22 protein-coding genes, 6 tRNA genes and 1 riboswitch are annotated in these 23028 nt (G+C 41.8%); of the genes, 7 read left to right on the forward strand and 21 right to left on the reverse strand.

Features of this window, described 5'->3' with window-relative positions; genetic code table 11:
* Positions 1 to 615: 615 nt before the first annotated feature.
* The 3 genes from FC26_RS05825 to FC26_RS05835 form a co-directional block, all read right to left on the reverse strand.
* Positions 616 to 689: transfer RNA gene (locus tag FC26_RS05825), tRNA-Pro, on the reverse strand.
* Between the two features lie 4 nt (positions 690 to 693).
* A tRNA-Arg gene (locus tag FC26_RS05830) sits at positions 694 to 767 on the reverse strand.
* Between the two features lie 15 nt (positions 768 to 782).
* Positions 783 to 854: transfer RNA gene (locus FC26_RS05835), tRNA-Gly, on the reverse strand.
* 349 nt (positions 855 to 1203) lie between these two features.
* Here FC26_RS05835 and FC26_RS05840 point away from each other — a divergent pair.
* Complete coding sequence (locus tag FC26_RS05840; protein ID WP_191978882.1) at positions 1204 to 2511, forward strand: MFS transporter; 1308 nt, start codon at positions 1204 to 1206, stop codon at positions 2509 to 2511.
* Between the two features lie 116 nt (positions 2512 to 2627).
* Here FC26_RS05840 and FC26_RS05845 read toward each other — a convergent pair.
* The 8 genes from FC26_RS05845 to FC26_RS05880 form a co-directional block, all read right to left on the reverse strand.
* Positions 2628 to 2700, reverse strand: a tRNA-Thr gene (locus FC26_RS05845).
* 10 nt (positions 2701 to 2710) lie between these two features.
* Positions 2711 to 2793: transfer RNA gene (locus FC26_RS05850), tRNA-Leu, on the reverse strand.
* A gap of 37 nt (positions 2794 to 2830) precedes the next feature.
* Positions 2831 to 2903, reverse strand: a tRNA-Val gene (locus tag FC26_RS05855).
* 91 nt (positions 2904 to 2994) lie between these two features.
* Positions 2995 to 3660, reverse strand: a complete 666-nt coding sequence (locus tag FC26_RS05860) for a potassium channel family protein (protein WP_057778682.1) — start codon at positions 3658 to 3660, stop codon at positions 2995 to 2997.
* 23 nt (positions 3661 to 3683) lie between these two features.
* The gene (locus tag FC26_RS05865) at positions 3684 to 5084 is read right to left on the reverse strand and encodes a TrkH family potassium uptake protein (protein ID WP_083483761.1); all 1401 of its coding nucleotides are present in this window, start codon (positions 5082 to 5084) and stop codon (positions 3684 to 3686) included.
* Positions 5085 to 5187: 103 nt separating this feature from the next.
* Complete coding sequence (locus tag FC26_RS05870; protein ID WP_057778684.1) at positions 5188 to 5829, reverse strand: deoxynucleoside kinase; 642 nt, start codon at positions 5827 to 5829, stop codon at positions 5188 to 5190.
* Between the two features lie 168 nt (positions 5830 to 5997).
* Entirely contained in the window at positions 5998 to 7470 is a 1473-nt protein-coding gene (locus tag FC26_RS05875) for an amino acid permease (protein WP_057778686.1), read from the reverse strand.
* Between the two features lie 120 nt (positions 7471 to 7590).
* Positions 7591 to 7768, reverse strand: a riboswitch (Lysine riboswitch).
* 44 nt (positions 7769 to 7812) lie between these two features.
* The gene (locus FC26_RS05880) at positions 7813 to 8337 is read right to left on the reverse strand and encodes a GNAT family N-acetyltransferase (RefSeq protein WP_057778687.1); all 525 of its coding nucleotides are present in this window, start codon (positions 8335 to 8337) and stop codon (positions 7813 to 7815) included.
* Between the two features lie 43 nt (positions 8338 to 8380).
* On the opposite strand from FC26_RS05880, the gene FC26_RS05885 reads away from it, so the two are divergent.
* The gene (locus FC26_RS05885; protein WP_057778689.1) at positions 8381 to 9193 is read left to right on the forward strand and encodes a lp_1002 family arylesterase; all 813 of its coding nucleotides are present in this window, start codon (positions 8381 to 8383) and stop codon (positions 9191 to 9193) included.
* A 54-nt stretch (positions 9194 to 9247) separates the two neighbouring features.
* Here FC26_RS05885 and FC26_RS05890 read toward each other — a convergent pair whose 3' ends face one another.
* The 6 genes from FC26_RS05890 to FC26_RS05915 form a co-directional block, all read right to left on the reverse strand.
* Positions 9248 to 9427, reverse strand: coding sequence for a PspC domain-containing protein (locus FC26_RS05890; protein WP_057778691.1), 180 nt, complete (start codon positions 9425 to 9427; stop codon positions 9248 to 9250).
* Positions 9428 to 9509: 82 nt separating this feature from the next.
* Positions 9510 to 10175 (reverse strand): phosphatase PAP2 family protein, encoded by a 666-nt coding sequence (locus FC26_RS05895; protein ID WP_057778693.1) that lies wholly within the window; start codon positions 10173 to 10175, stop codon positions 9510 to 9512.
* 73 nt (positions 10176 to 10248) lie between these two features.
* Positions 10249 to 10713, reverse strand: a complete 465-nt coding sequence (locus tag FC26_RS05900; protein ID WP_057778695.1) for a threonine/serine exporter family protein — start codon at positions 10711 to 10713, stop codon at positions 10249 to 10251.
* A gap of 9 nt (positions 10714 to 10722) precedes the next feature.
* Positions 10723 to 11478 carry a threonine/serine exporter family protein gene (locus tag FC26_RS05905; protein WP_057778697.1) on the reverse strand — a complete coding sequence of 252 codons (756 nt, stop codon included), beginning with the start codon at positions 11476 to 11478 and terminating at the stop codon, positions 10723 to 10725.
* A 156-nt stretch (positions 11479 to 11634) separates the two neighbouring features.
* Positions 11635 to 11835 carry a cold-shock protein gene (locus FC26_RS05910; protein WP_057778700.1) on the reverse strand — a complete coding sequence of 67 codons (201 nt, stop codon included), beginning with the start codon at positions 11833 to 11835 and terminating at the stop codon, positions 11635 to 11637.
* Between the two features lie 183 nt (positions 11836 to 12018).
* Positions 12019 to 12678 carry a metal-dependent transcriptional regulator gene (locus FC26_RS05915; protein WP_057778702.1) on the reverse strand — a complete coding sequence of 220 codons (660 nt, stop codon included), beginning with the start codon at positions 12676 to 12678 and terminating at the stop codon, positions 12019 to 12021.
* A gap of 195 nt (positions 12679 to 12873) precedes the next feature.
* Here FC26_RS05915 and FC26_RS05920 point away from each other — a divergent pair, with 195 nt between their 5' ends.
* Entirely contained in the window at positions 12874 to 13788 is a 915-nt protein-coding gene (locus tag FC26_RS05920) for a cation diffusion facilitator family transporter (RefSeq protein ID WP_057778704.1), read from the forward strand.
* Between the two features lie 84 nt (positions 13789 to 13872).
* On the opposite strand, the gene FC26_RS05925 is transcribed toward FC26_RS05920, so the two are convergent.
* Positions 13873 to 14331, reverse strand: coding sequence for a universal stress protein (locus FC26_RS05925; RefSeq protein WP_057778706.1), 459 nt, complete (start codon positions 14329 to 14331; stop codon positions 13873 to 13875).
* 184 nt (positions 14332 to 14515) lie between these two features.
* Here FC26_RS05925 and FC26_RS05930 point away from each other — a divergent pair, with 184 nt between their 5' ends.
* The 4 genes from FC26_RS05930 (at position 14516) to FC26_RS05945 (ending at position 18265) form a co-directional block, all read left to right on the forward strand.
* A complete protein-coding gene (locus tag FC26_RS05930; protein WP_057778708.1) occupies positions 14516 to 14746 on the forward strand; it encodes a hypothetical protein in 231 nt (76 codons plus the stop codon).
* A gap of 369 nt (positions 14747 to 15115) precedes the next feature.
* Complete coding sequence (locus FC26_RS05935; protein ID WP_057778710.1) at positions 15116 to 16699, forward strand: Nramp family divalent metal transporter; 1584 nt, start codon at positions 15116 to 15118, stop codon at positions 16697 to 16699.
* 19 nt (positions 16700 to 16718) lie between these two features.
* Positions 16719 to 17177, forward strand: coding sequence for a universal stress protein (locus FC26_RS05940; RefSeq protein WP_057778712.1), 459 nt, complete (start codon positions 16719 to 16721; stop codon positions 17175 to 17177).
* A gap of 173 nt (positions 17178 to 17350) precedes the next feature.
* Positions 17351 to 18265 carry a glycosyltransferase family A protein gene (locus FC26_RS05945; protein ID WP_057778714.1) on the forward strand — a complete coding sequence of 305 codons (915 nt, stop codon included), beginning with the start codon at positions 17351 to 17353 and terminating at the stop codon, positions 18263 to 18265.
* Between the two features lie 76 nt (positions 18266 to 18341).
* Here FC26_RS05945 and FC26_RS05950 read toward each other — a convergent pair whose 3' ends face one another.
* From FC26_RS05950 to FC26_RS05960, 3 genes are read right to left on the reverse strand one after another with little or no spacing between them, the layout of a single operon-like run.
* A complete protein-coding gene (locus tag FC26_RS05950; protein ID WP_057778716.1) occupies positions 18342 to 19286 on the reverse strand; it encodes a Ppx/GppA family phosphatase in 945 nt (314 codons plus the stop codon).
* A 2-nt stretch (positions 19287 to 19288) separates the two neighbouring features.
* Entirely contained in the window at positions 19289 to 21454 is a 2166-nt protein-coding gene (locus FC26_RS05955; protein WP_057778719.1) for an RNA degradosome polyphosphate kinase, read from the reverse strand.
* Positions 21451 to 22977: a Ppx/GppA phosphatase family protein gene (locus FC26_RS05960; RefSeq protein ID WP_338045553.1), complete on the reverse strand. Its 1527-nt coding sequence runs from the start codon at positions 22975 to 22977 to the stop codon at positions 21451 to 21453. Before FC26_RS05960 ends, FC26_RS05955 begins: the two co-directional genes overlap by 4 nt.
* Positions 22978 to 23028: the final 51 nt, after the last annotated feature.

Below are 23028 nucleotides of genomic sequence, written 5' to 3' on the forward strand. Positions count from 1 at the left end.
TTTTCGTGAATAATTACACTTGAGAGGACACACGCTTTTTAAATCCCTTTACTAGTAAAAAATAATTGATCTGATGAATTGTTTATTTTTTTATTTACCTGATCAATTATCCTTATTTATCAAGGTAAAGCACGTTTTATATTAGTTAAATTAATTGGTCTAGTATCGTAAAAAAATTTAATTTTAGTAAATTTAACGAAGCTGTCACCTAGTTTATCGTTTAAATTATGCAAATTTGGTAAAATATGCATTTTTCATGACAGTGGTGTCAAAAACCAATTTTTTGACAATACTATGAGAATTTATTCCGTGAACTACCGCTTGGTTCACGCAGTCACAAGATCCACATTCAAGCGAGCATTATACACGTGGGACGCAAAAAGAAAGCCAAACCGAAATCATCCAATCAACATATTCAAATTGGTATTGGTATTGGCAGTTGTTTATCTCAGTACGTACCGAAGCTTGCTTAGTATTTAGTTGCCGCTCTTAGCAATAATTGATACCCGCATTCATAGCGCCAATCCAATAATCAATTCACGTGCTTCACAAAAGCACAAAAAAACCGCCATTCCAACGTTTGTAACGTTGAATGACGGCTTAGGAATTAGCGTATCGGGAATACACGATTCGAACGTGCGACCTCAGCGTCCCGAACGCTGCGCTCTACCAAGCTGAGCTAATTCCCGATGATGCACCCAGTAGGAGTCGAACCTACAACCTTCTGATTCGTAGTCAGACACTCTATCCAATTGCGCTATGGGTGCATAAGAAAATAAAAAAGCGGAAGACGGGATTCGAACCCGCGACCCCCACCATGGCAAGGTGATGTTCTACCACTGAACTACTTCCGCATGAAATTAACCGTTTGTCAAACAATAACCATCCGACCTGTATAATATTACATTATTTCCTATGTATCGTCAATACTTTTTTAGAGAAAGTACGTATTTATTCTCAAAATCGAGTCTTTTTTTAAAGCAACCAACTAACAGTTGACGAAAAAGTAATGTAACCGTTTCACATTGTTATCTTAAGTTATTTACTACTGGGAACAAATTATTAATAGTTTCAGTCAAAAATTAACTCGTTTTCTAAAATTGTTTCTCCTGACATCCTCGTGTAAAATTGATTCTAATGCAATTTTAATTTTTCTAACAGTATTTTAATTCAGATTGGAGTGGTTCGATGGCATTACACGCTATCCGCAGTGAAAAACAAATTGCGGCAAATATCTTTAAAGGCTCTTTAGGAAACATGATCGAATGGTTCGATTGGTACGTTTATGCGTCCTTTGCAATCTACTTCTCCGCTGCTTTCTTTCCGGCAGAAAATAAAACTGCTGAGCTCCTTTCAACAGCCGCTGTTTTCGCCGTTGGCTTTTTCATGCGGCCCCTTGGCTCCTTTATTATGGGTCGTTATGCTGATCGCCACGGTCGGAGAAGTGCACTGACACTTTCCGTAATTATTATGGCCACCGGGTCGTTCGTGATTGCTCTGACTCCCGGCTTTGTCACAATTGGGATCTGGTCACCCCTCATTTTGGTGATCACCCGCCTATTCCAAGGCCTATCATTGGGCGGTGAATACGGTACCTCGGCCACTTATCTCTCCGAAATGGCCTCTCCCAGTCGCCGTGGATTCTATTCATCCTTCCAGTACGTAACCCTGATTTCCGGTCAATTGCTGGCGCTGCTCGTTCAAATCGTCCTCCAAAACGTCCTCACTAACGCCCAACTATTCGCCTTTGGTTGGCGGATCCCATTTGTCATTGGCGGATTTGGCGCCTTGATCGTCCTTTGGCTGCGACTTTCCATGGAAGAGTCTGATCAATTTAACACCGTCAAACGACAAAAGAATCGCCGTGCCGGCACACTGACACTATTAATGAGATACCCCAAACAATTTTTCACCGTCGTGGGGTTAACGTTTGGTGGTACGATTGGCTTCTATGCTTTCACCACCTACCTGCAGAAATTCATGATCAATACGACAGGCCTCAACAAAGAAGTCGTCGCCATCATTAACTTTGCGGCCCTGCTCATTATGCTAATCCTTCAACCGCTCTTTGGCATGTTGTCTGATAAAATTGGACGTAAACCACTCCTCCTCTGGTTCGGAATTGGTGGCACCATTTTTACCGTCCCCATCTTCACATTGCTCGCTAAAACGAACTCTCCATGGCACGCGTTCTTACTGATGCTGTTCGGTGTAGTCATCGTGTCCGGGTACACCTCAATCAATGCCATCGTTAAAGCTGAACTCTTTCCAACGGAAATTCGGGCACTCGGAGTCGGCCTCCCTTATGGACTCACAGTGGCGATTTTCGGTGGAACAGTGGAATACGTTGCCCTTTGGCTGCGTTCCGTTCATTTTGAATCGCTGTTCTTCTACTACGTTGCTTTTGCCAGTCTCATTTCACTGGTAGTCTACTGGCGGATGACCGAAACATCATCAATTTCAACCATTGGTGGCTCGGAAACGCAAACACCCCAGCCATCAGAAAACTAGCAGTCACGGAACTATGATGATCATAGTTCTTTTTTTGTGGGTAAATGAAAAAAGGCTAGGAATAACGTTGTGTAAACGTTCTTCCTAGCCTGATTGACTTGTAAAGTGTCGTATGATGCCGACTAGAGGATTCGAACCTCCGACCCCCTGTTTACAAGACAGATGCTCTGCCAGCTGAGCTAAGTCGGCAAAAAAATAGTGCGGATGAAGGGACTCGAACCCCCACATCACAAAGATACTAGAACCTAAATCTAGCGCGTCTGCCAGTTCCGCCACATCCGCATATTTAATAATAATTAACCGCCGTTCTAAACGGCAATGGAGGATACAGGGCTCGAACCTGTGACCCTCTGCTTGTAAGGCAGACGCTCTCCCAACTGAGCTAATCCTCCATAAATCAAATCGTTGATCAAAACAACTATTTAACTTTATCATCTAAAAAATTAATTGTCAATCACAATTTGACCCCATTCAATAAAAATCTCAATCTTCCGATAGTTTTTTATCAAGATATTCAACATCCATCGTTTCACCAACTACCGACAATGTATCACCAAGATCTATAACCGTGTGGGCACCGGGTGAAATGATGACCTTTTTACCATGCTTAATCGCAACAATCGTTAACCGATAATGCCGGCGAAAATCAAGTTCCGCTAACGTTTTACCACTAAACTTAGGATTTTGTACCTGTACTTCTGCCAAGGTGTACTCATCACTAATCGACAAAAAATTCAAAATATTATGACTTAACAACCGTCTTGCCAACCGTTGTCCCATATCTCGTTCAGGGAAGACCACTTCATCAGCACCAATTTTGCTGAGTGCTTTGCCATGCATCGCTGTTTCCGCCTTCGCAATGATATGCTTAGCACCCAATTCTTTCACAATCAAAGTCGCTAACATGCTCGCCTGAATATTTTGTCCCACGGCCACAATGACATGATCGAAACTTCCAATATCGAGATCACGCATTGCCTCTTCATCCTGGGCATCCGCAATGACAGCCTGAGTGACAATTTCCTTATAACTTTCAACTAGCTCTTCATTGTTATCAACTGCGAGGACGTCTTGCCCAGACGCAGTCAGTGATTGACACAAGCTTAGTCCAAAACGACCTAGTCCGATTACCGCAAATGATTGCTTCATTTGAATTCCTCCGTTTTATCACGTTATCCGATCATCACGCCTTCTTCGACGTACCGATAATGCCGTTGCCGCCGATTGGCATTGAGAATCGTGTACATCACCGTAAAAAGTCCCACCCGACCAATGAACATCAGCACCATAATAATGCTTTTACCAAAAAGCGTTAAGTGGGGCGTCAATCCCATTGATAGACCGGTGGTACTAAATGCCGAGAGAACCTCGAATAAAATATATTCCAGGCCCTGTCCTTTAGGAATCGGTTCCGAAATCGAGAGCAGCATTACTGCAATAATTACAATCATGGCACTAATAAAGACCAGCATTGAAGCCCGATAAATATTTTCCTGACTAAATCGTCGGTGTCCAAATTCAACGTCTTCTTGACCTCTCAGCGCCGCCCAACTCTGCATCCATAAAATCCCAAGCGTGGTTGTTTTGATTCCCCCTGCGGTTGATCCAGGAGTGCCCCCAATAAACATCAGCACCATCGTCAAGATAATGCCAGCCATCGAAATATGCGAGTATGACAACACCTGTAGTCCTGCCGTTCGCGGCGAAACCGCTAGTAGAAACGTATCCACCATTCGCGACCACAAATTCACGTGGCTCCCCAACGCCCGAAACCCATGCTCTGAAAACCATAAAATCAGCGTCGCGCTCACTGTTAATACTGCCGACGTAGTTAGAGAAATCTTGGTATGCAGTGAGACACGATGCCGGCGGCGCCATAATAACAGATCTCGCCACACTAGGAACCCCACACCCCCAGCAACGATTAACATCGAGATCACCAAAATGACGTAAGGGTCATTCGCAAAACTGGCCAAACTGTCACCAAACAGATCAAACCCGGCATTACAAAAACCCATTACCGAGTGAAAAAGGCTAAAGTAGGCCCCCTTCAGTAACCCAAAACGGGGTACCAGATCAACCATTAGTAAAAAAACGCCGGCGGTCTGGATCACAATCGATAACCCAATGACATATTTAGTTACCGTCTTAACATCAGCCAACGTTTCCAGGCTCAGTGACTCCTTCACCATCATCCGAGTCGTCAATGTCGGTCGCTTTCGGATCATCGAAAATAGCAGCACCGTAAACGTCATGTATCCAAGGCCACCAATTTCAACCAAGATCATAATGACAATTTGCCCAAAAACAGACCAGTGGGCTGCAGTACTAATGGTCGTCAATCCGGTAATACAGGTCGCAGATGTCGCGGTAAACAGGGCGTCCACGTAATCCGTTCCGGTAACGGTATCGGTCGCAATCGGGAGTGAAAGTAACACGCTTCCGATTAAGATAATACCGAGAAAGCCAAACGTTAACAATTGTGGTAATGATAATCGATGTTTCTTTTGATTAAGCGTGACAATCACTTCCCCGAGCCTTAATTTATCGATAATTAATGCAAACGTGTACATACGACTGTCCTATATCATAGATGATTTTCTCAAATAAGTCACCCTTTAGCCCATATTTTGATCAGAAAAAAAGCCTCTCAATAACTGAGAGGCTCAATTGGTGCTATTTCAATGATAATTGATCGAGTTTATCGTCAATCATCGTCAAGACTTTCTGTGCAGCCGCAGGATCCTCTACGAAATTAAACTGATCCCCATCAATGCTAATTTTAGGGCTTTGGTCATAGCTGTCATACCACTTAACGTACCGTTCATTGAGCGTCTTGTAGTAGTCGAACAAACTCGGATCCGTTTCAATTTGTTCGTAGTTCCGTCCACGCTTTTTAATGCGATCCAACATTGTTTCAAACGAAACATGAATATGAATCATCAAGTCTGGCGCCTTCTTATGTGGTTCGTCAGGTAGCTCTTCCATCATATTTTTGAGTAATGAATCGTAAATTTCAACCTCTGTCTGGGTTGCCCGACCAAGGTCGGCATTGAGCCCAAATAACAGGGAATCTTCAAAAATCGACCGATCTAAAACATCAGTATCGTTTGCAAAGGCGCCCTTGATTTCATCAAGTCGCTTATTTAAAAAATAAATCTGGAGTAAGAACGCATACTTCTTCGGATTTTTATAGAACAGTGGCAGAATTTCGTTGTCATCGACCGACTCATAAAATGCCTTACTTCCTAAGTGGTCAGCAAGCATTTGCGTGAGGCTGGTCTTGCCGGCTCCAATTGTTCCAGATAATACGATCATGAAAATTTCCTCCAAATGAATTTTATCGTCTTTAAAGACACGAGGTCTATTGTATCATCATATGACGAAAACTAAAATTAATAATTAATTACAAAACAGTGAAATTACAATTTTATATAAAACTGGTTCTTAACCCATTGGATTAAGAACCAGTCACAAAACTAAATGCTATCCTTCGTATGATTCACTCTTTGTCCGCGGGTTCAAGTCAACCTCTTGCAGCGGAATGACATGTGTCTTGTAGCGAATCTTGTAGTACAACCATAGAATAATAAACAATGGTACTCCGACATAGGTAATGGTAATTTGTTGCCAATTCAAATGAATGAACGAGCTTGGATTTTGTCCAATGATGACCACCAAACACAGTACTAAGGCCAGAATTGGGCCGAATGGGAATAATGTTGCATGGTACTTCAGTTCGGAAACCTTGTGCCCCTGAGCGATGTAGGCGCGCCGGAATCGCAAATGTGAAATTGCAATGCCGACCCAGGCAATAAATCCAGTCATCCCACTTGCATCAATCAAAAATTCATAAATCTGTGGGCCAAAAATTCCTGTTAAGAAGGTGAAGGCCCCGACTACCGTAGTCCCTAAAAGCGCATATACTGGAATGCCACGAAGATTGGTAATTCCAAAAATCTTCGGTGCATAGCCTTCAAGGGATAGCGAATACAGCATCCGGGTTGAGGCATACATACCAGAGTTAGCAGACGAAATCACCGCGGTTAAAATTACCGCATTCATGACGCTTGCAGCAGCAGCCAACCCGGCCCGCCGGAAAACCAACGTAAAGGGACTCATCGCAACGTCAGATACAGATGATCCGAGCAAGTTCTTGCTTGTGTACGGTAAAATACATGCAATCACGAAAATTGCGAGGATATAGAACAAGAGAATCCGCCAAAACGTTGAATGTATTGCCCGGGGAATACTTTTTTCAGGAGTTTCAGATTCACCAGCTGTCACCCCGATTAATTCGGTACCTTGGAATGAGAAGCCCGCAACTAAGAATACCCCAATAATTGAGGAGAAGCCGCCAACAAATGGGGCCTTCTTGTAAGTTAAGTTGTGAAATCCAACAGAAGTTCCACCTAAAATCCCAACAATAATGCAGACACCAGCAATTAAGAAGATGATAATCGTAATCACCTTGATAATTGCCATCCAGTACTCTGCCTCACCAAAAGAGCTAACAGACAATACGTTAATAATGAAAATAAACGCCATTGTAATTGCACTAAAAATCCAGCTTGGAACATTTGGTAACCAGAAATTCACGACCACACCGGCCGTTGTAATTTCAACGGCAATGGTAATCGCCCAATTAAACCAGTAATTCCAGCCCATTGCAAATCCCAGTGCCGGATCCACAAATTTTGTCGAGTAAGCGGCAAACGATCCCGTTAGCGGCATATACGTGGCCATTTCACCTAAACTTGTCATCAGAAAATAGACCATTAGTCCCATGACGGCATAGGCGACGATTGAGCCACCCGGTCCCGCCTGTGCAATCGTTGATCCACTCGCAATTAATAATCCTGTTCCAATTGAACCGCCCAAGGCAATCATTGATAAGTGACGCGTCTTCAACGACCGTCGCACACCATGATGTTGCTGTTTTGAATCTTGTGTTCCCATATTGATCTCCCTTACCTATTTAGTTATCAAAAGAGCCTCGCTTGCCAATTCAATAAAAAAAGGCCTCTTTGCTTGAGAACACCAAACAAAAAGACCCAATATCTATGTAATCTTGGTCAAATCGTCGATAGCGCCCCGCAATTATCACATTGCGACAGTCCCTGATTTATTCAACCAGGGCCCAACAGTTCGCTGAATAAGCAGCGTTCCATTTCGGCATGGCACCCTTTCATCATTGCTCCGGTTCTTAATCACCTAACAACGACTACTGATGAGTCATGCAACCTCTTCTTCCGATATGAGAGTATTATACACCACATCACCCAAACTACAAGTGTATTTTTATTTTTGTGCCCCCCGTTGTAGATGGATTTTCTCTTCGTCGTCATCAACCGTCAAGTAATTTGGCGCGGGGGTCACATCAAATCCATTCTTTTGCAGCACACGAATCGAACGAAAATTCCGCGGTAAAACATTCGCGTGGACCGTATGTTGCGGATCGTCCGCAATGAAATCCTGTACAAGTGGCCCACACGCCTCCGTCATTAGCCCTTGGTTCCATTGGTCCTTTTTTAGCGCATAGCCAATTTCACGATCATCAATGGCTGGCATCTCGTCGCGTAAATAGCAGGGATAAAATCCAACAACGCCCACCAATTCATTGCTTGCCAACTGACGCATGACATAAATATACGGTTTACTGCACATCATTTGAAATGCCATATACCGTTGAATCGGGTTCGATGGCAATAACAACCCACTCAAAAGTTCAATTTGACGGTCTTCGAACACCGCCATTAATGCCTCTGTATCAGTGAGCTGAACCTGACTAATGATTAATCGATTCGTTTTATATGTTTTTTGCATTATAATAGTCTCCAGAAAATAATTTTGCATAGGAGGAACAATTTTGCGTATCTTCAAACAGTCTTTATCCAGTCCTGAGTATCAAACTCAGGCGACCCTCACTTGCTACCTCAAAGATTTGGATCCCCGTAATGATCACCAACAACTTCCCGCTGTCATCTACGTCCCCGGGGGATCATATACGCATATCCAAACCGAGCAGGCTGAAAATATTTGTTTAGCTTTTGCCGCACGTCACTACCAGTGCTTTGTATTGCGATATAGTTTTGAAGATGAACAGACCCCATTATTACCCGCACCACTGATCGAGCTGGGTAAGAGTATCGCTTTGATCCGTGAAAATGCCGCCCAATGGCAGGTAGACCCTAGCCAAATCATCCCAATGGGCTTTTCCGTTGGTGGCCACGTCGTCAGCCTATACAATGATTATTGGCGTTCAGACTGGGTTGCAAAACAAACGCAAGCTACCGCTGATCAACTTAAACCCAACGCGGCCATCTTAGGATACCCGGTCATTGACCTTCAAATGGGCTTTCCCGACGATCAGCACCGTGCCCATCAATGGGCGGGAGATGATCTCGACCGGTTTGCTGCTCAAAAACACGTCAACGATTACAACGCCCCGACATTTACATGGGTCACCAGCGACGATCCGTTTGTCCCCGTTGCTAATTCGTTGGCGTACAGCACAGCATTGGCAGCTCATAACATCGCGCAAGAGCTCCATATTTTTCGTCATGGTCCTCACGGAATGGCACTCGCCACCGCTGCCACCGCGTGGAAACCAGATGCCGATCAACCACACGTTGCCCATTGGCTCACGCTCGCAGATGAGTGGTTAAAAGAAACTTTGTAAGCAGCTGAAAGAAAGACGACTGAACCGATTGATACAGTTCAGTCGTCTTTTTAATTAGTCTTCAGGCATTACAATTGCGGCTGCAATGTAGATCAACAGGCATGGGAAGAATCCTGTAAACACAGCCAACACAATGTATGCAATCCGGGTCAGCGAGACATCCCAGCCGAAATAATCTGCAAATCCCGCTAATACACCAGAAAATACTTTATTTTGAGAACGATGTAGTTTCATTAGCTCCACCTCCGTCAAACCAAAAGTAACCACACTACTTTACTTCTTAAAGTTACCAATTTTCACTATCTTTTGCAATTAATTAAATTTCAGAATTGGCTAAAAACGACCATCGTTGCAGAATCGGCGCCAACCAAACATATAACCATTGTGCAACCTGCAACCAAGTGTAAGCTAATAGCATTGCCCCAATGACATCGCTTGGATAGTGTGCGTACAGATAAACTCGTGAAATCGCAAGGATAATAATAAAGAGCACGAGCAAAATTTGACATAGCAAACGTAACCAGCTCTTCTTCAAGTTCGGGATAACAACCATAAACAGGATGGCCGCAACCAAGAAGAAACCAAATACATGACCACTAGGAAAACTGTACCCATCATCAGTAGCCATGTGTTGAGCTGGACGAGCCCGCTTCACAATATCTTTCACTACGTAGGCGACCACGTCTCCACCCGCAATGGTACCAAGTGCCCAAAGTGCGGGAATCTTATACTTAAAGCCCCACAGGAAAAAGGCAATGATAACCACATAGATAATCGACATTTTAGGACTACCAATAAATGAAACTAACTTCATTAGCATTGTCCGAAAGTCCGTTGTTGTGCCGGTAAAGAAAGCCTGTAACATTGAGTCGAATAGTTGAAAAACGACTGAATTCGAATAGACCATGGCGGCAATGATAACAAAAATAACACCGCAAATTAAAAAGCGTTTCAGTCGTTCTGAATCACGTTCCATATACATAAATGAGTTCCCCCGAAAATATTAGTCAGTCAAAGTATACCATATAACGAATACTTTAATTATTAAGACTCTACTATTTTGATTGCCGTTTCAATAAGCGATGCCAGTGATGCAATCCAATTTGGTGATACAATTCACCCAGCGCAAACCCCATTGCGAGGGCGCCAGCAATGACAACTACCTGCATTAAGAATCCCCAGGCCGTGGCCGTATGACCAATCGCGAAATTACGGATTGTCTGATAGGCCTGACCACCAGGTACGAATGAAACCAAGCTTGGAATATTAAAAATAATAACCGGCATTCTTTTGTACCGCGCTGCATACATACTCAAAATACTAATCAGCATGGCTGCCAACAGATTACCAAAGGCAATCCCCACTCCCAGATGTGAAATCACCCAGTAAAAGCCCCAAGAAATTCCACCGATTAGGCCAGCACTATTAAATGCTTGGTGCGGAATGTTCATAATCACCCCGAAGCAAATCGTCGCAACATAGGCCATTAACATTTCAAAAACAACCGTTAAAATATCCATTTCGTTCTCCTATAGGAAATGTAGCACACAGACTATCCCACACCCAATCGCAATCGACGACAATAGTGCTTCGACCGCCCGAGCCGGGCCACTAATTAAATTACCTGCTACCGTATCGCGCACCGCGTTCGTAATTGGTACCCCGGGAACCAGTGGCATAACCCCACCGATGATGATGTTATCGAGATAGACCCCCAAACCTAATTTAACCGCCAAAGCCGCCAAAATCCCAATTACCAATGATGCAAAGAACTCACTAATAAACTGAACCTTAAACTGGCGGTTAAAGAAGTAAAAGACGGCATAGCCGATCGCCCCAATCACAAATCCGGCGGGCGCATCAATAAATTCCTTGGTAAAAACAATTAATAGCACCGCACTCAGTAATCCCGACGCCAAGAGTTTCTGCCAAAACGGAAACGTTGGTGTATTATTGTCGATTTCATCGAGTCGTGAAACCATTTGAGAAAGTTTAATCTTATGTACCGCAAATTCACGGGAAAGCTCATTTACCCGAGCCACCTTGTCTAGATCAATTGTCCGATGACTAATTCCCGCGACCTGCGCATTCGGCTGATTATCAACCGACAGCATAATACCAGTGACCGTCACAAATAGTTGAACCGAATCCATTCCGGCATTTTTGGCAATGCGTTCCATGGTATCGACGGCTCGTGAAATTTCAGATCCATTTTCAACCAATATTCGGCCTGCTAACAAACACGCTGAAATCACTTCTGCCTGCTCCTGATCACTATTAACCACTGGTATCACCCCTTTTTATTTAACTCAATATTATTGGCATCCATTTACTAATTGTATTTCAACCAGATTATTATGAGCCATCATTGGCCGATTAGCAATACAAAAAAAGGTTCCCAAATCGAAATGATTTGGGAACCATATTTTCAATAATTAATCTTATTGCTTGTTAACGTTAACGGCTTGTGGTCCACGGTCGCTTTCTTCAACGTCGAAGCTAACTGCTTGGCCTTCTTCAAGAGTCTTGAAGCCGTCGCCTTGGATAGCTGAGAAGTGAACGAATACATCGTTGCCATCTTCACGAGTGATAAATCCAAAACCTTTGTCTGCGTTAAACCATTTAACTGTTCCTTGTTCCATGTTGAAAATCCTCCTGTGCTAATTTGCACATATTTATTTTGTAATTCATGTTCCGGTGCAAATTGGGGATATTCCAAACAATGAAACGATCGAACCAAAATTACCTTACCTAAACTACATGAATGAGTATAGCACACGATTTCAAAAAAAGATACTAATAATCAACAAAGCAACACATTCACGCTATTCGTTGGTATTTCTAACGAAAATGTTATGCGAGGCCTTATAGGAAATCGCAATTTCAGCTTGATCCGTTACCCGAATAACGTGAATTGGGCCTTCAAATGGGTCATGACTCACAACTTGGACAACATCATCAATTTTAAGATTTAAACTATTAATATAGATTAATAATTCGTGGTTATCTAGGAAGCGTTCAATTTCGACAGTCTGTCCGTCCTCAGCGTCTGCTAACATGGCATGACTGATATCCACAAAATTACCCGCTTCATCGGGAATGACGCCACCATGCGGGCAATGCTTAGGGTGTCCTAAGAAATCATCTAGCGAGTTAGCCAAACGATCACTGGTCTGATGCTCCAAAACTTCAGCCTCTGGGTGAACATCAGCAATATTGTACTGCAACTTATCAACAAGAAACGTTTCCCACAGTCGATGTTTTCGGACCAGCTCAGTCGCAAAGTGCAACCCTTTTTTTGTTAGTGAAATTCCTGCGTACGGCTCGTGAACAACTAGCTTTTCTTCCACCAATTTAGAAATCATTTCCGTCACTGACCCTGCCGCAACGTCCAGGCCAAGCGCAATTTCTTTATTTGATATTTTTTTATTTCTACCACCGAGTTCAAAAATTATCTTGATATAGTCCTCTTTCATCGGGGTCAATACCGTCACCTCAACTGACTTATTTCTTCTATATAATAAATTTACGTTACTGACTTCAATAATAGAACACTTTAAAATAAAACGATAGTGATTTATCTTAAATTTTCTCAGAAACATTGATTGAAAAGTAATAATAGTCTATCATTACTTTAATAGTTAGGATTGCCTAAAAATATTGTTTAAAGAAGTGATATTATGCATTCACACCGTGTCAATGGCATTCGATTCTTTTGGGTGACCATGTTAAATATTCTGATTACAATTGCTGAAATTCTCGGGGGCGTTTTTTCAGGCAGTTTAGCGCTTCTTTCAGATGCTTTTCATAATCTAGGAGACTCTGCTTCCATCTTAATGGGTTACTTCGCTCAAGTGATCGGCAGTCGTCCTGAAACCGAGCGCCGCACTTACGGTTATCGACGAGCTGAAATTCTGTCAGCCTTCTTAAATTCTTTATTTCTAATCGTTGTCTCAATCTTTTTAATGGTTGAAGCAGTTCGCCGGCTCTTCCATCCCCAACCTGTCGATGGTAAGTTAATGCTCATCGTGGCGGTTATCGGATTTATCGCCAACTTAGCATCAGCTTTACTCCTACAACAGGGCAGTAAAGATAGTTTAAACATCAAGGCAACTTATCTCCACATTCTTAGTGACGCACTCTCATCCATCGGTGTCATTATCGGTGCACTAGTAATTACATTTTGGAATATCTACTGGCTTGATCCGGTATTGACGATTCTTGTCGCCATCTATATCTGCTACGAAATTTGTCCTGTAATTCACCAAACACTGAGCATTCTGATGCAATCATCCCCCCATCTTGATTTTGATCAAATCAAAACCGATATTACCCAAATTGAAGGTGTCATTGGCGTCCATCACGTTCATGCGTGGATGATTGACGAGCATCGTATCATTTTTTCTGCGCATATCAATCTATCTGATCGACCATTAAGCTCTGTTGAACCAATTTATCGGCAAGTAGAAACACTTTTAAAAGAAAAATATCACGTCTGTCACATCACCATTCAGGCTGAAGTTGACCGTGGTATTGAAGAACCGTTATTCAATACTCCCGTTGATAAGGCCGCAACTTCCGATAACATCGATTAATCAAAAAAATTAGATACTTCCAAAAATGCTTCCTAAATGACTGGGCAACTGTCTAGCCATTTAGGAAGCACTTTATTTTCCAATTTACTTTCTCACAATCGTCACTGAAATACGAGCATTCTTGGCCATATAAGCCGCTTGCGAGCCAACTAATTTACGGCTATTTTCCTTACTAACTGAACCAATAACCAGTAGATCGGCGTGAAATGCGGGTAAAACATGATTAATAATTCGTTCTGCTGGTTTGGAGCCTTCATCAATAATTTTAGTGATTTTTTTTGGATCCACGCCATAATCAACGGCAGCTTGAATGTATTCATTCAAACGTTCATCAAGTTCATCACGCGAGCCATGCACAAAATCCTTACTTAGTGCTTGATAAACATTAATATCACTCGTTTCAAGAATCGAAACAATGCCAAGTTCTGATCCATCGCGTTTCGCTTTATCAACGGCATAGTCAAAAGCCATTCGAGCATCGGGGGCGTCATCTACCCCAACCAAAATTTTATTAAAATGTGGTACCGTAATCTCAATTGCCATATTGATCGACTCCCTCTGATTAGTAAATAAAACGCTTACCATATATTGATCATAAACGTAACGACTGTGAATGGCAAGATTGATTTCATTTCTCGTTTTTTAGGTATACCTAATATTTTTTACTATTAATATTGATTTCAATATCCTAATCACTTAGAATAACCATGAAAGGAGGTTTTAGATCATGATAGAAGTATATTTAAAATCTGGTATTTATCCACAACCAGTAACGTTATCCGACGGATCCTCTGGCTATCTTGATCGTCAGCGTCATCTCAATCAAAATCGCTATGTCTTTCACTTTGTCGATCACTTTGATCATAATTTCTGGCTCAATGAACAACCAGCAGACGGAATGACGATTAACGTCAATTCTGTTGATGGACTCACCTGCTATAAGTTACTTTGTGACTGATAATTTTATATTTTATCGCTTACAACGCCGCTATAAACCATAAAATATAAGATCTCCAGTTTCTCAACTCTAAATCTCACTCTCTTCAAAAAAATAATTCGCGCCTTTCAATCCCACTTGAAAGGTCATACGCTAACAAAGGTAATTAGCCCCCACTGCTAATCACCTTTGTTTTTTTGGTATTAGACTGAAAAAAGCTTAAAAAAATTATCAAGATTCTGCTTTACTATCGCATCAGCAAAGGAAACGATTACATTATGTAATCAACGTTAGTTAAAAGTTTAGGATATCCGAACTTTTTGTTTACACATGTGAAATACGTAGTATTATTGCATAGGAACAAAAAATATAAACAAGGGGAATCAAATAATGGATGAGACTCAAAATGTCAAAAAGAAGCATAAGTTAATTGAATATGCCAACGGCCGTTCACTTGAAGAAATTAACGGGACTGTCGTTGTACCACAAGGAAAGAGCTTCGCCCGAACCTTGCTTGCTTATTCCGGTCCTGGTGCCTTAGTTGCGGTTGGTTACATGGATCCAGGTAACTGGTCAACTTCAATCACTGGTGGTCAAAACTTTCAATACCTATTAATCTCTGTGATCCTCATGTCAAGTTTGATTGCGATGTTATTACAGTACATGGCGGCCAAACTTGGTATTGTCGGACAAATGGATTTAGCACAGGCGATCCGTGCTAGAACCAGTAAAGCCCTCGGGGTAGTCCTTTGGATCTTAACTGAATTAGCCATCATGGCAACTGATATTGCCGAAGTGATTGGGGCGGCAATTGCGCTATATCTATTATTTAATATTCCGCTAGTGATTGCAGTTTTCATCACCGTTTTTGATGTTCTGATATTGCTATTATTAACTAAAATTGGTTTCCGGAAAATTGAAGCCATTGTTGTTTGTTTGATCTTAGTTATCTTAATTGTTTTCTTGTACGAAGTTATTTTATCGTCACCAGCTTGGGGCGACGTCCTTCGTGGATTTGTTCCCAGTGCCGAAACTTTTTCAACGTCGCATAAAGTTGGTGGAGACACACCATTGTCTGGTGCCCTTGGTATCATTGGTGCCACCGTTATGCCACATAACCTCTATTTGCACTCCGCTATTTCTCAATCGCGTAAAATCGATCACGAAAAAAAGGATGAAGTAGCTCAAGCAGTTCGGTTCTCCGCTTGGGATTCTAACATCCAACTGAGTTTAGCTTTCGTCGTTAACTCACTTCTGTTAATCATGGGGGTTGCCGTCTTCAAGTCTGGTGCCGTTAAGGATCCTTCATTCTTCGGCTTATACCACGCTTTATCAAATTCATCGGTCCTCGCTAACGGCGCATTAGTCAACGTTGCCCACACCGGTATCCTTTCAATTTTATTTGCTGTCGCTTTACTCGCATCTGGTCAAAACTCAACTATTACCGGTACGCTAACCGGCCAAGTTATCATGGAAGGCTTCGTTCACATGCGGATGCCACTATGGGCGCGTCGCTTGGTTACTCGGATTATTTCCGTCATTCCTGTTTTAATCTGTGTTTCAATGAATGCCGGTAAAAGCGAGGTCGCAGAACACGTTGCCATCAACAATCTGATGAACAATTCTCAAGTCTTCTTAGCCTTTGCATTACCATTTTCAATGCTGCCATTACTCATGATGACCGATAGTAAGGTCGAAATGGGCAGTTTCAAGAATGCAATGTGGCTTAAAGTCTTAGGCTGGATCTCTGTTATTGGACTGATCTACCTTAACATGATCGGCCTGCCTGGTTCCGTGCAAGGATTCTTCGGTGATAACCCAACTGGTTCACAATTAGCACTTGCTAACGGCATCGCCTACGTTTTGATTGCTGGTGTGCTTGCTTTGCTCGCTTGGACAACTGTTGAACTTTATCGTGGTAATAAACGTTTCGCTGCTGCACAAGCTGATGGCGAAGTCGAACAAAAGTTTTAAGTAGGAGGAATGAATTCGCATGGCAATTCAAATTACACCAAAAAAATTTAACAAGATTCTCGTCGGTGTCGATGATGCCCCTGACGCACGTGCTGCTTTCGACTACGCTGTCGATAAGGCAAAACGTGATGGCTCCGAAATCGGTATCGTTTCAATCCTCGAGAGTAATGATATCAACGTCTACCAAGCGCTGGATAAGGACTACATCCACAGTACCCACGATCAGCTAAACGAACGGATTAACGAATACGTTCAAGCAGCCATCGACTACGGGGTGGATCCTAAAAAAATCACTGCCATCGTTGATGAAGGCTCTAAGCCTGCTGAACGAATTGTGAACCACGTTTTGCCTCAGTATGCTGCTGACTTACTTGTCATTGGTTCAATTGGTAAATCTGATAGTCGCAAAATTTTCGGTTCGCAAGCGGCTTACATGGCTAAGAATGCTGGTATTTCAGTCACTATCGTTCGCAACTAATTAAACACCCTTCTATTTTCACTCCTTTTCATCCTTGATAAAAACACTCGTGATTCTAAATTGCGAGTGTTTTTTTGATATTAAGAATAGTTATCATTTGTATTATCTTATGGATTAAATTAATATAATCTATAAGATAGTTTCTCGATCAAAGATAAGTGAGGCGAATCGATATGAAAGAAATTAGTATTATTATTCCCGTTAGTAACTGTGCTAGTACGCTGTCAGGTATTCTATCCGATCTCAAACGCCAATCATTTCGTAACTTCGAAGTTCTATTCGTTGATCATCATTCTTGTGATCAAACCCCACAACAAATCCGAGCTTTTCAACGGCTAAGCGGTATTCCGTGTCAAATTATCGAAAGTCGACACCGGACCAGTGTTTGGGAAAGTTTTAATCTCGCACTTCCGGCTGCCCATGGTCAGCACGTCATGTTTCTCCTACCGGACTGCCGCTTAAGTTCAACCTATCTTGAAACACTCATCGCCCAGGATACCCCCGTTACCGGCGTCCATACTGAGACGTTAACTTATCATCATCGGCAGGAACTTCTCGCCGGACTACTCAGTCAGCAAACACCCGAAACCGTGATTGGCCTCCTCATCGACCGCCAGCTAATTGGACAGCGACGATTTGACCCTGCATTAGGGAACCTAGCGCCGCGGCTATTTTTATACGATCTCTTTAACCTCACGGCTCGGGCAGCCTTTGTCGCCACTAATAACGCCTTTATCGTCACTCGGCAATCATCAGAGACAACTATTCCACCCTATCGGGAAACATTACAATATCTAGGACAGCTCCACCACGCCGTTCAAACATTCCACCCCGAGCTGACCGACCTTATCTGGTTCCATCATCATTACGCCTTGTCAGCCCTGTACCAACAGATTCGGCAATTATCTTTCAATACGCGTCAATTATATTCAGAGGAATTACGTGACCTGCAACGGGTCATTAAGGACATCGAACGGCAAAAACTTTCCTTCTCCAATCATCACCGCCTGCGTTCATGGCTTAATCGCCGTTACAACCGCCACATTATTTCATATGTTGTCCCCGTTACTCCGGTAACGGACCTATAATTTCGACAATATTAAAAAGCTTTCCAAGCAAACCTCATACGCATTGTGCGTAATCCCTTTGCTTGGAAAGCTTTTTCTATTCCTTTATTTGAACTTGCTCAACGGTCGCATTCAAATGTTCTTTGAGCACCCCGTCACGTAACGCACTTGCAGAAAAGACAACTCTATCCGAATCCAAAAACCGCAAGATTAGAATTATCGGAATCAAACCGCCAACGATAATGTCTGCTCGTACCTTACTTAACCCGGGCACTTCCTTGCGCTGTTCTTGATTCTTACCAATGATCTGAGAAAAAATATGATTAACCATTGATCGACTCATTCGATAACCATGAATATCATTCAAATTCTCAATTTGCGCACTTCGTTTATAAATTTTCGCCAAGGTTCGGTTGCTACCACCAACAGCAATAATAGGTAAATTTAGGCCTTCTTTCAGCCACCAAACACCACCCAACGCATCATTTACATAGGACATTGCATCAAATATATCCGTTGGGCTAACTTCATCTTCAAGATGAAACTGATGACTAATTCCAACACTACCGATAGGCAGGCTAGCGCGGTGGCTGACAACTCCATTTTGACATAGCACGATTTCCGTGCTGCCACCGCCAGTATCTAACATCACATAATTCTTAACTGGTAATGTGTTAGCAACGGCTAAATAATCATATTTAGCTTCCATTAGACCTGAAATAACATCTAACCGAATACCAAGTTTCTCCTGAATACAGGCTAAAAATTCGTTCCGATTAGTGGCTTTCCTGGTTGCTGCAGTGGCAACGGCCTTAACGTGAACGTTTTTGTACGTCTCATAAATGTCTTTAAAATCTGCTAAAGCTGCCAGCGTTCGATCGATTGCTTCTGGTTGTAGTTCTTGATTAGCATCCATTCCTTCAGACAATCGAATATATCTCTTGATTTGCTTAACCGTCTGGTATGAGCCATCATCATTAATTCGTGTAATTGTCATCCGGACCGCATTCGATCCCAGATCGATTACCGTAAAATGTTCCATCCTTACTCATCGCTTCCTTCATCTGACAACAAATTGGGTTGATTCTTAGGGCTAAGCAGCGGTTTAAAATTTTCCGACGTCGTGGGGCTCTCATCCTCTTTTTCCGCCTTCATTTGTCGCTCCGCATTCTTGATAAATACGTCTTGAGAGCTCATTTTCGCAATACCACGACGATCTATTCGTTGATAACTATCATCAGACTGTAAGATTCTGGACTTGACATTATCATTCCACATCGTATCAAAAATCTGATTTACTTTGCTTTTCGTTGGGATCGCATTGATTGGAAAAAGCAATTCAACACGCCGATTCAAGTTTCGCGTCATCATGTCTGCACTAGCTAAGTACGTTGAAACTTCATGATCAAGATCAAAAATAAATATTCGACTGTGTTCCAAAAAACGACCAACAATTGAATGAACTGTGATATTGTCACTGACACCCTCAATTCCAACCTTTAAACAACAAATTCCACGAACGATTAGTTCAATCTTAACCCCCGCACGAGATGCTTCATAAAGGTGTGCAATAATCTGTTGATCAGATAGTGAATTCATTTTCATTCGTACTAACGCTGTTTTATCCTGCTTGGCAACTGCAATTGCTTGGTCCAATCTATCATTAATAAAGTCCCGAATTCCTTGAGGTGAAATATGCAGCTGGTGAAAATATGGTGGCTTAGAATAACCTGATAACATGTTAAAAATGTTTGTAGCATCAATTCCCATGTCACTATTGGCAGTAAACAGCCCCATATCCGTATAAAAATGGGCAGTCGCATCGTTATAATTCCCCGTTCCCATATGCATGTAACGACGAATTCCTCCCTGTTCGCGCCGAACAACGAGTGATAGCTTACAATGCGTTTTCAATCCCAACAGGCCATAAATGACATGACATCCCATCTTTTCCAATTGCTGTGCCCAATGAACATTATTTTGTTCATCAAATCGTGCCTTTACCTCGACCAGCACGGTTACTTGTTTACCATTTTGAGCTGCCATTCCCAAATACTTAATAATTGGTGAATTCCCCGATACTCGATACAGTGTCATTTTAATCGCCAAAACAGCTGGATCAGTTGCTGCCTGACCAATAAAATTAACAACTGAATCAAACTTATCATATGGGTGTTGCATCACCCAGTCTTGTTGCCGAATTGCGGCAAAAATATCACCGTCTGATGACAAGGGCAACGCTTGATGGGCTGTGAATGCCGAATATTTTTGATCATCTAAACCCTTTATTTTTTTAACGAGTTCACTTAAGAAGGTTAGATTCACTGGACCATTAATCTCATATACTGCAAACCGTTTTGCCCCAAGCTCCTTAACTAACCGATTCAGAAGTTTTTGGCTACTATTATTTTCAACTTCAAGTCGGATCACATTACCATGTTCCCGCTTTTTTAATTGCTGTTGAACTTCTTTTAAAAGATTAGAAGTATCCTCTTCAGCAACATCTAGATCCATATCACGAATCACCCGAAAAACTGTTTGTTCTTTAATTTGATAATTAATAAATAATCTTGAAGCAAACATTTTAATAATATCTTCAAGTAAAATAAATTCATTGGTCTGTCCCGGTAACGCAATGATCCGTGGAAAGCTGTTTGGTACTGGAATTGTCGCGTATAGCTCCTTATCACGTTCGCCATCGTTCAATCGCAATGCAATATTCATGGTATTGTTAGCAATAAACGGGAAAGGTCGCGAACTATCATCTGCCATGGGGGTTAACACTGGATACAGTTCATCATGAAAGTAATTTTTTACAAATTGGGCTTGTCGTTCGTCCAATGTATCCCTGTTTTTAAGACGAACGCCTAATTGCTCAACTGCCGGAATTAACGATCGATTAAGTGTATTGTACTGTTTGATAAGCATCTTATGCGCCTTCAAATTAACCGCCTTTAGCTGTGCGTCCGCTGTTAGGCCAGATGCATCTGGTTTAGCGTAGTTAACCGCCGCAAGTTTGGCTAACGAGGCAACACGAACCATGAAAAATTCATCCAGATTACTTTGCGTAATGCTCAAAAATTTCAACCGCTCCAGTAGCGGATTTGTTTTGTCCTTTGCTTCCTCTAAAACTCGGTAGTTAAAGTCTAACCAGCTAAGTTCTCGATTGGTGTAAAAATCATGTTGTTTAAAATCAAATTTTTCACTCATTTTACTGATAGACTCCTTTGCTTCAATCGTACTTTTAACCCAAATGTTTCCTCAAAAAATCGACTCTTAAAGGTAAAAATCCAATTTTCCAATGCTAAATCACTATTACTAAATGCCGTGACAACAACGCTGTTCGGTTTAAGTGAAACTGAAATTCGTTTAATTTTTTGTTGTCGATCATCATCCAGGGCATCTGCCAATCGTAGAATAGCGGCCAGTTTAGCAATTAGTAATCGCTGCTCGGTTGGTAATTTTTGAAAACGACTTAAATCTGCACCTGGTGTTTGTGTACTATGATACCGTGTTACGGCAGCAATAATTTCACAATCATTATCTGAGAGGCCAATGATATCAGAATGTCGAATAATATAGTCAGAATGTAAATAATGCTCATGCGTATCAATATATGCCCCAACATCATGTAAAATCGCTGCAACCTGAAGCAGTAAACGTTCATGTCCATCAAGTCCATGCATTGATTTCAACTGATCAAAGAGATGTAATGCAAACTTAGTGACTAACTTACGATGGACTGGTTCAACACGGTAGTGATTTGCAATGTTTTCCGACATAATCACAATTTGCTCCGTAAACTGATGCTTATGTAATCCCAACTTGTCGGCCTCGTTAATTGCTAATCCATCCAAGACATTCGTATCGGAAAAAAGAACTCGCTTTGCATTCGTAAGCTGTAAAATTCGTCGGGACAGCAATAATTCGGGTAAGAGCAACGGAATTTCAGATTCTGGAATTCCAAACTCTTCATTGATGTACTGATCTGAGGCATCAATGATCTTATCAAAAAGGACCTCAAATTCTTTATCAGACAACAACGTTTTTTTACTAATTTTAATATGGCTCAACGGCATTGTGCCTAATAAAATAGCGTCACTGGCATCCGAAATCGTCTGTGTTGGCAGTGCCCGTTTAAAGTCCGCAAACTTACTATCAATATAGTCATTCAATACTTCGACTGAATTTGGAACATTCTGACGAAGGTTTTCCAGATCTTCTGCAATTCGTACAGGACCAAGTGGAAAGTACGTTGAAAATACAAATCTGTCTTGATTAAACTGTGTAATCGTCGTGTTGCCAGAATTAACGTTAATGAAGTGGATTAGCGGGTACTTTAATTTGACATGCCGTTTTTTTAAATTAACTAAAATTGCCTGGTTTTGGTAGTAAGTTTCTTCATTGACAGACAACCACTGAATTTTAATACCCGTTCGCAAAAAAATCTGGTCTGAGATAAAATCTGCGTTAACTGCGTGTGCGAGTGCTTCACTACCCCATAACTGATAGTTAATAATTTGGTAATCGTTTAATAGTTGCAAATAGCCTTGGATTGTTTGCGTAATTTGATCGACATCCTCCAAATCGACAGGTGTATCGTGGTAGATATCATCCCCGATTGCAATACTTTTATGAACACGTTCAATAGTCTCAAACTTTTTTAAATCGATGATTAATAAATCAATTCCCTGAACGGATACCATCATTGTTCCAAAATAATGACTTTTCACTGTTATTCTCCCCGCTAATTTTGGTTAAAACATGCGTTCCATTATTATCAC

The sequence above is a fragment of the Paucilactobacillus vaccinostercus DSM 20634 genome, from assembly GCF_001436295.1.
Lineage (GTDB): Bacteria > Bacillota > Bacilli > Lactobacillales > Lactobacillaceae > Paucilactobacillus > Paucilactobacillus vaccinostercus.

Coding starts and splice junctions, on each gene's coding strand:
- FC26_RS05860 (WP_057778682.1), bottom strand. CDS start 3,660: ATGAAGCAATCATTTGCGGTAATCGGACTAGGTCGTTTTGGACTAAGC.
- FC26_RS05865 (WP_083483761.1), bottom strand. CDS start 5,084: ATGTACACGTTTGCATTAATTATCGATAAATTAAGGCTCGGGGAAGTG.
- FC26_RS05870 (WP_057778684.1), bottom strand. CDS start 5,829: ATGATCGTATTATCTGGAACAATTGGAGCCGGCAAGACCAGCCTCACG.
- FC26_RS05875 (WP_057778686.1), bottom strand. CDS start 7,470: ATGGGAACACAAGATTCAAAACAGCAACATCATGGTGTGCGACGGTCG.
- FC26_RS05880 (WP_057778687.1), bottom strand. CDS start 8,337: ATGCAAAAAACATATAAAACGAATCGATTAATCATTAGTCAGGTTCAG.
- FC26_RS05890 (WP_057778691.1), bottom strand. CDS start 9,427: ATGAAACTACATCGTTCTCAAAATAAAGTATTTTCTGGTGTATTAGCG.
- FC26_RS05895 (WP_057778693.1), bottom strand. CDS start 10,175: ATGTATATGGAACGTGATTCAGAACGACTGAAACGCTTTTTAATTTGC.
- FC26_RS05900 (WP_057778695.1), bottom strand. CDS start 10,713: ATGGATATTTTAACGGTTGTTTTTGAAATGTTAATGGCCTATGTTGCG.
- FC26_RS05910 (WP_057778700.1), bottom strand. CDS start 11,835: ATGGAACAAGGAACAGTTAAATGGTTTAACGCAGACAAAGGTTTTGGA.
- FC26_RS05920 (WP_057778704.1), top strand. CDS start 12,874: ATGCATTCACACCGTGTCAATGGCATTCGATTCTTTTGGGTGACCATG.
- FC26_RS05925 (WP_057778706.1), bottom strand. CDS start 14,331: ATGGCAATTGAGATTACGGTACCACATTTTAATAAAATTTTGGTTGGG.
- FC26_RS05930 (WP_057778708.1), top strand. CDS start 14,516: ATGATAGAAGTATATTTAAAATCTGGTATTTATCCACAACCAGTAACG.
- FC26_RS05935 (WP_057778710.1), top strand. CDS start 15,116: ATGGATGAGACTCAAAATGTCAAAAAGAAGCATAAGTTAATTGAATAT.
- FC26_RS05940 (WP_057778712.1), top strand. CDS start 16,719: ATGGCAATTCAAATTACACCAAAAAAATTTAACAAGATTCTCGTCGGT.
- FC26_RS05945 (WP_057778714.1), top strand. CDS start 17,351: ATGAAAGAAATTAGTATTATTATTCCCGTTAGTAACTGTGCTAGTACG.
- FC26_RS05950 (WP_057778716.1), bottom strand. CDS start 19,286: ATGGAACATTTTACGGTAATCGATCTGGGATCGAATGCGGTCCGGATG.
- FC26_RS05955 (WP_057778719.1), bottom strand. CDS start 21,454: ATGAGTGAAAAATTTGATTTTAAACAACATGATTTTTACACCAATCGA.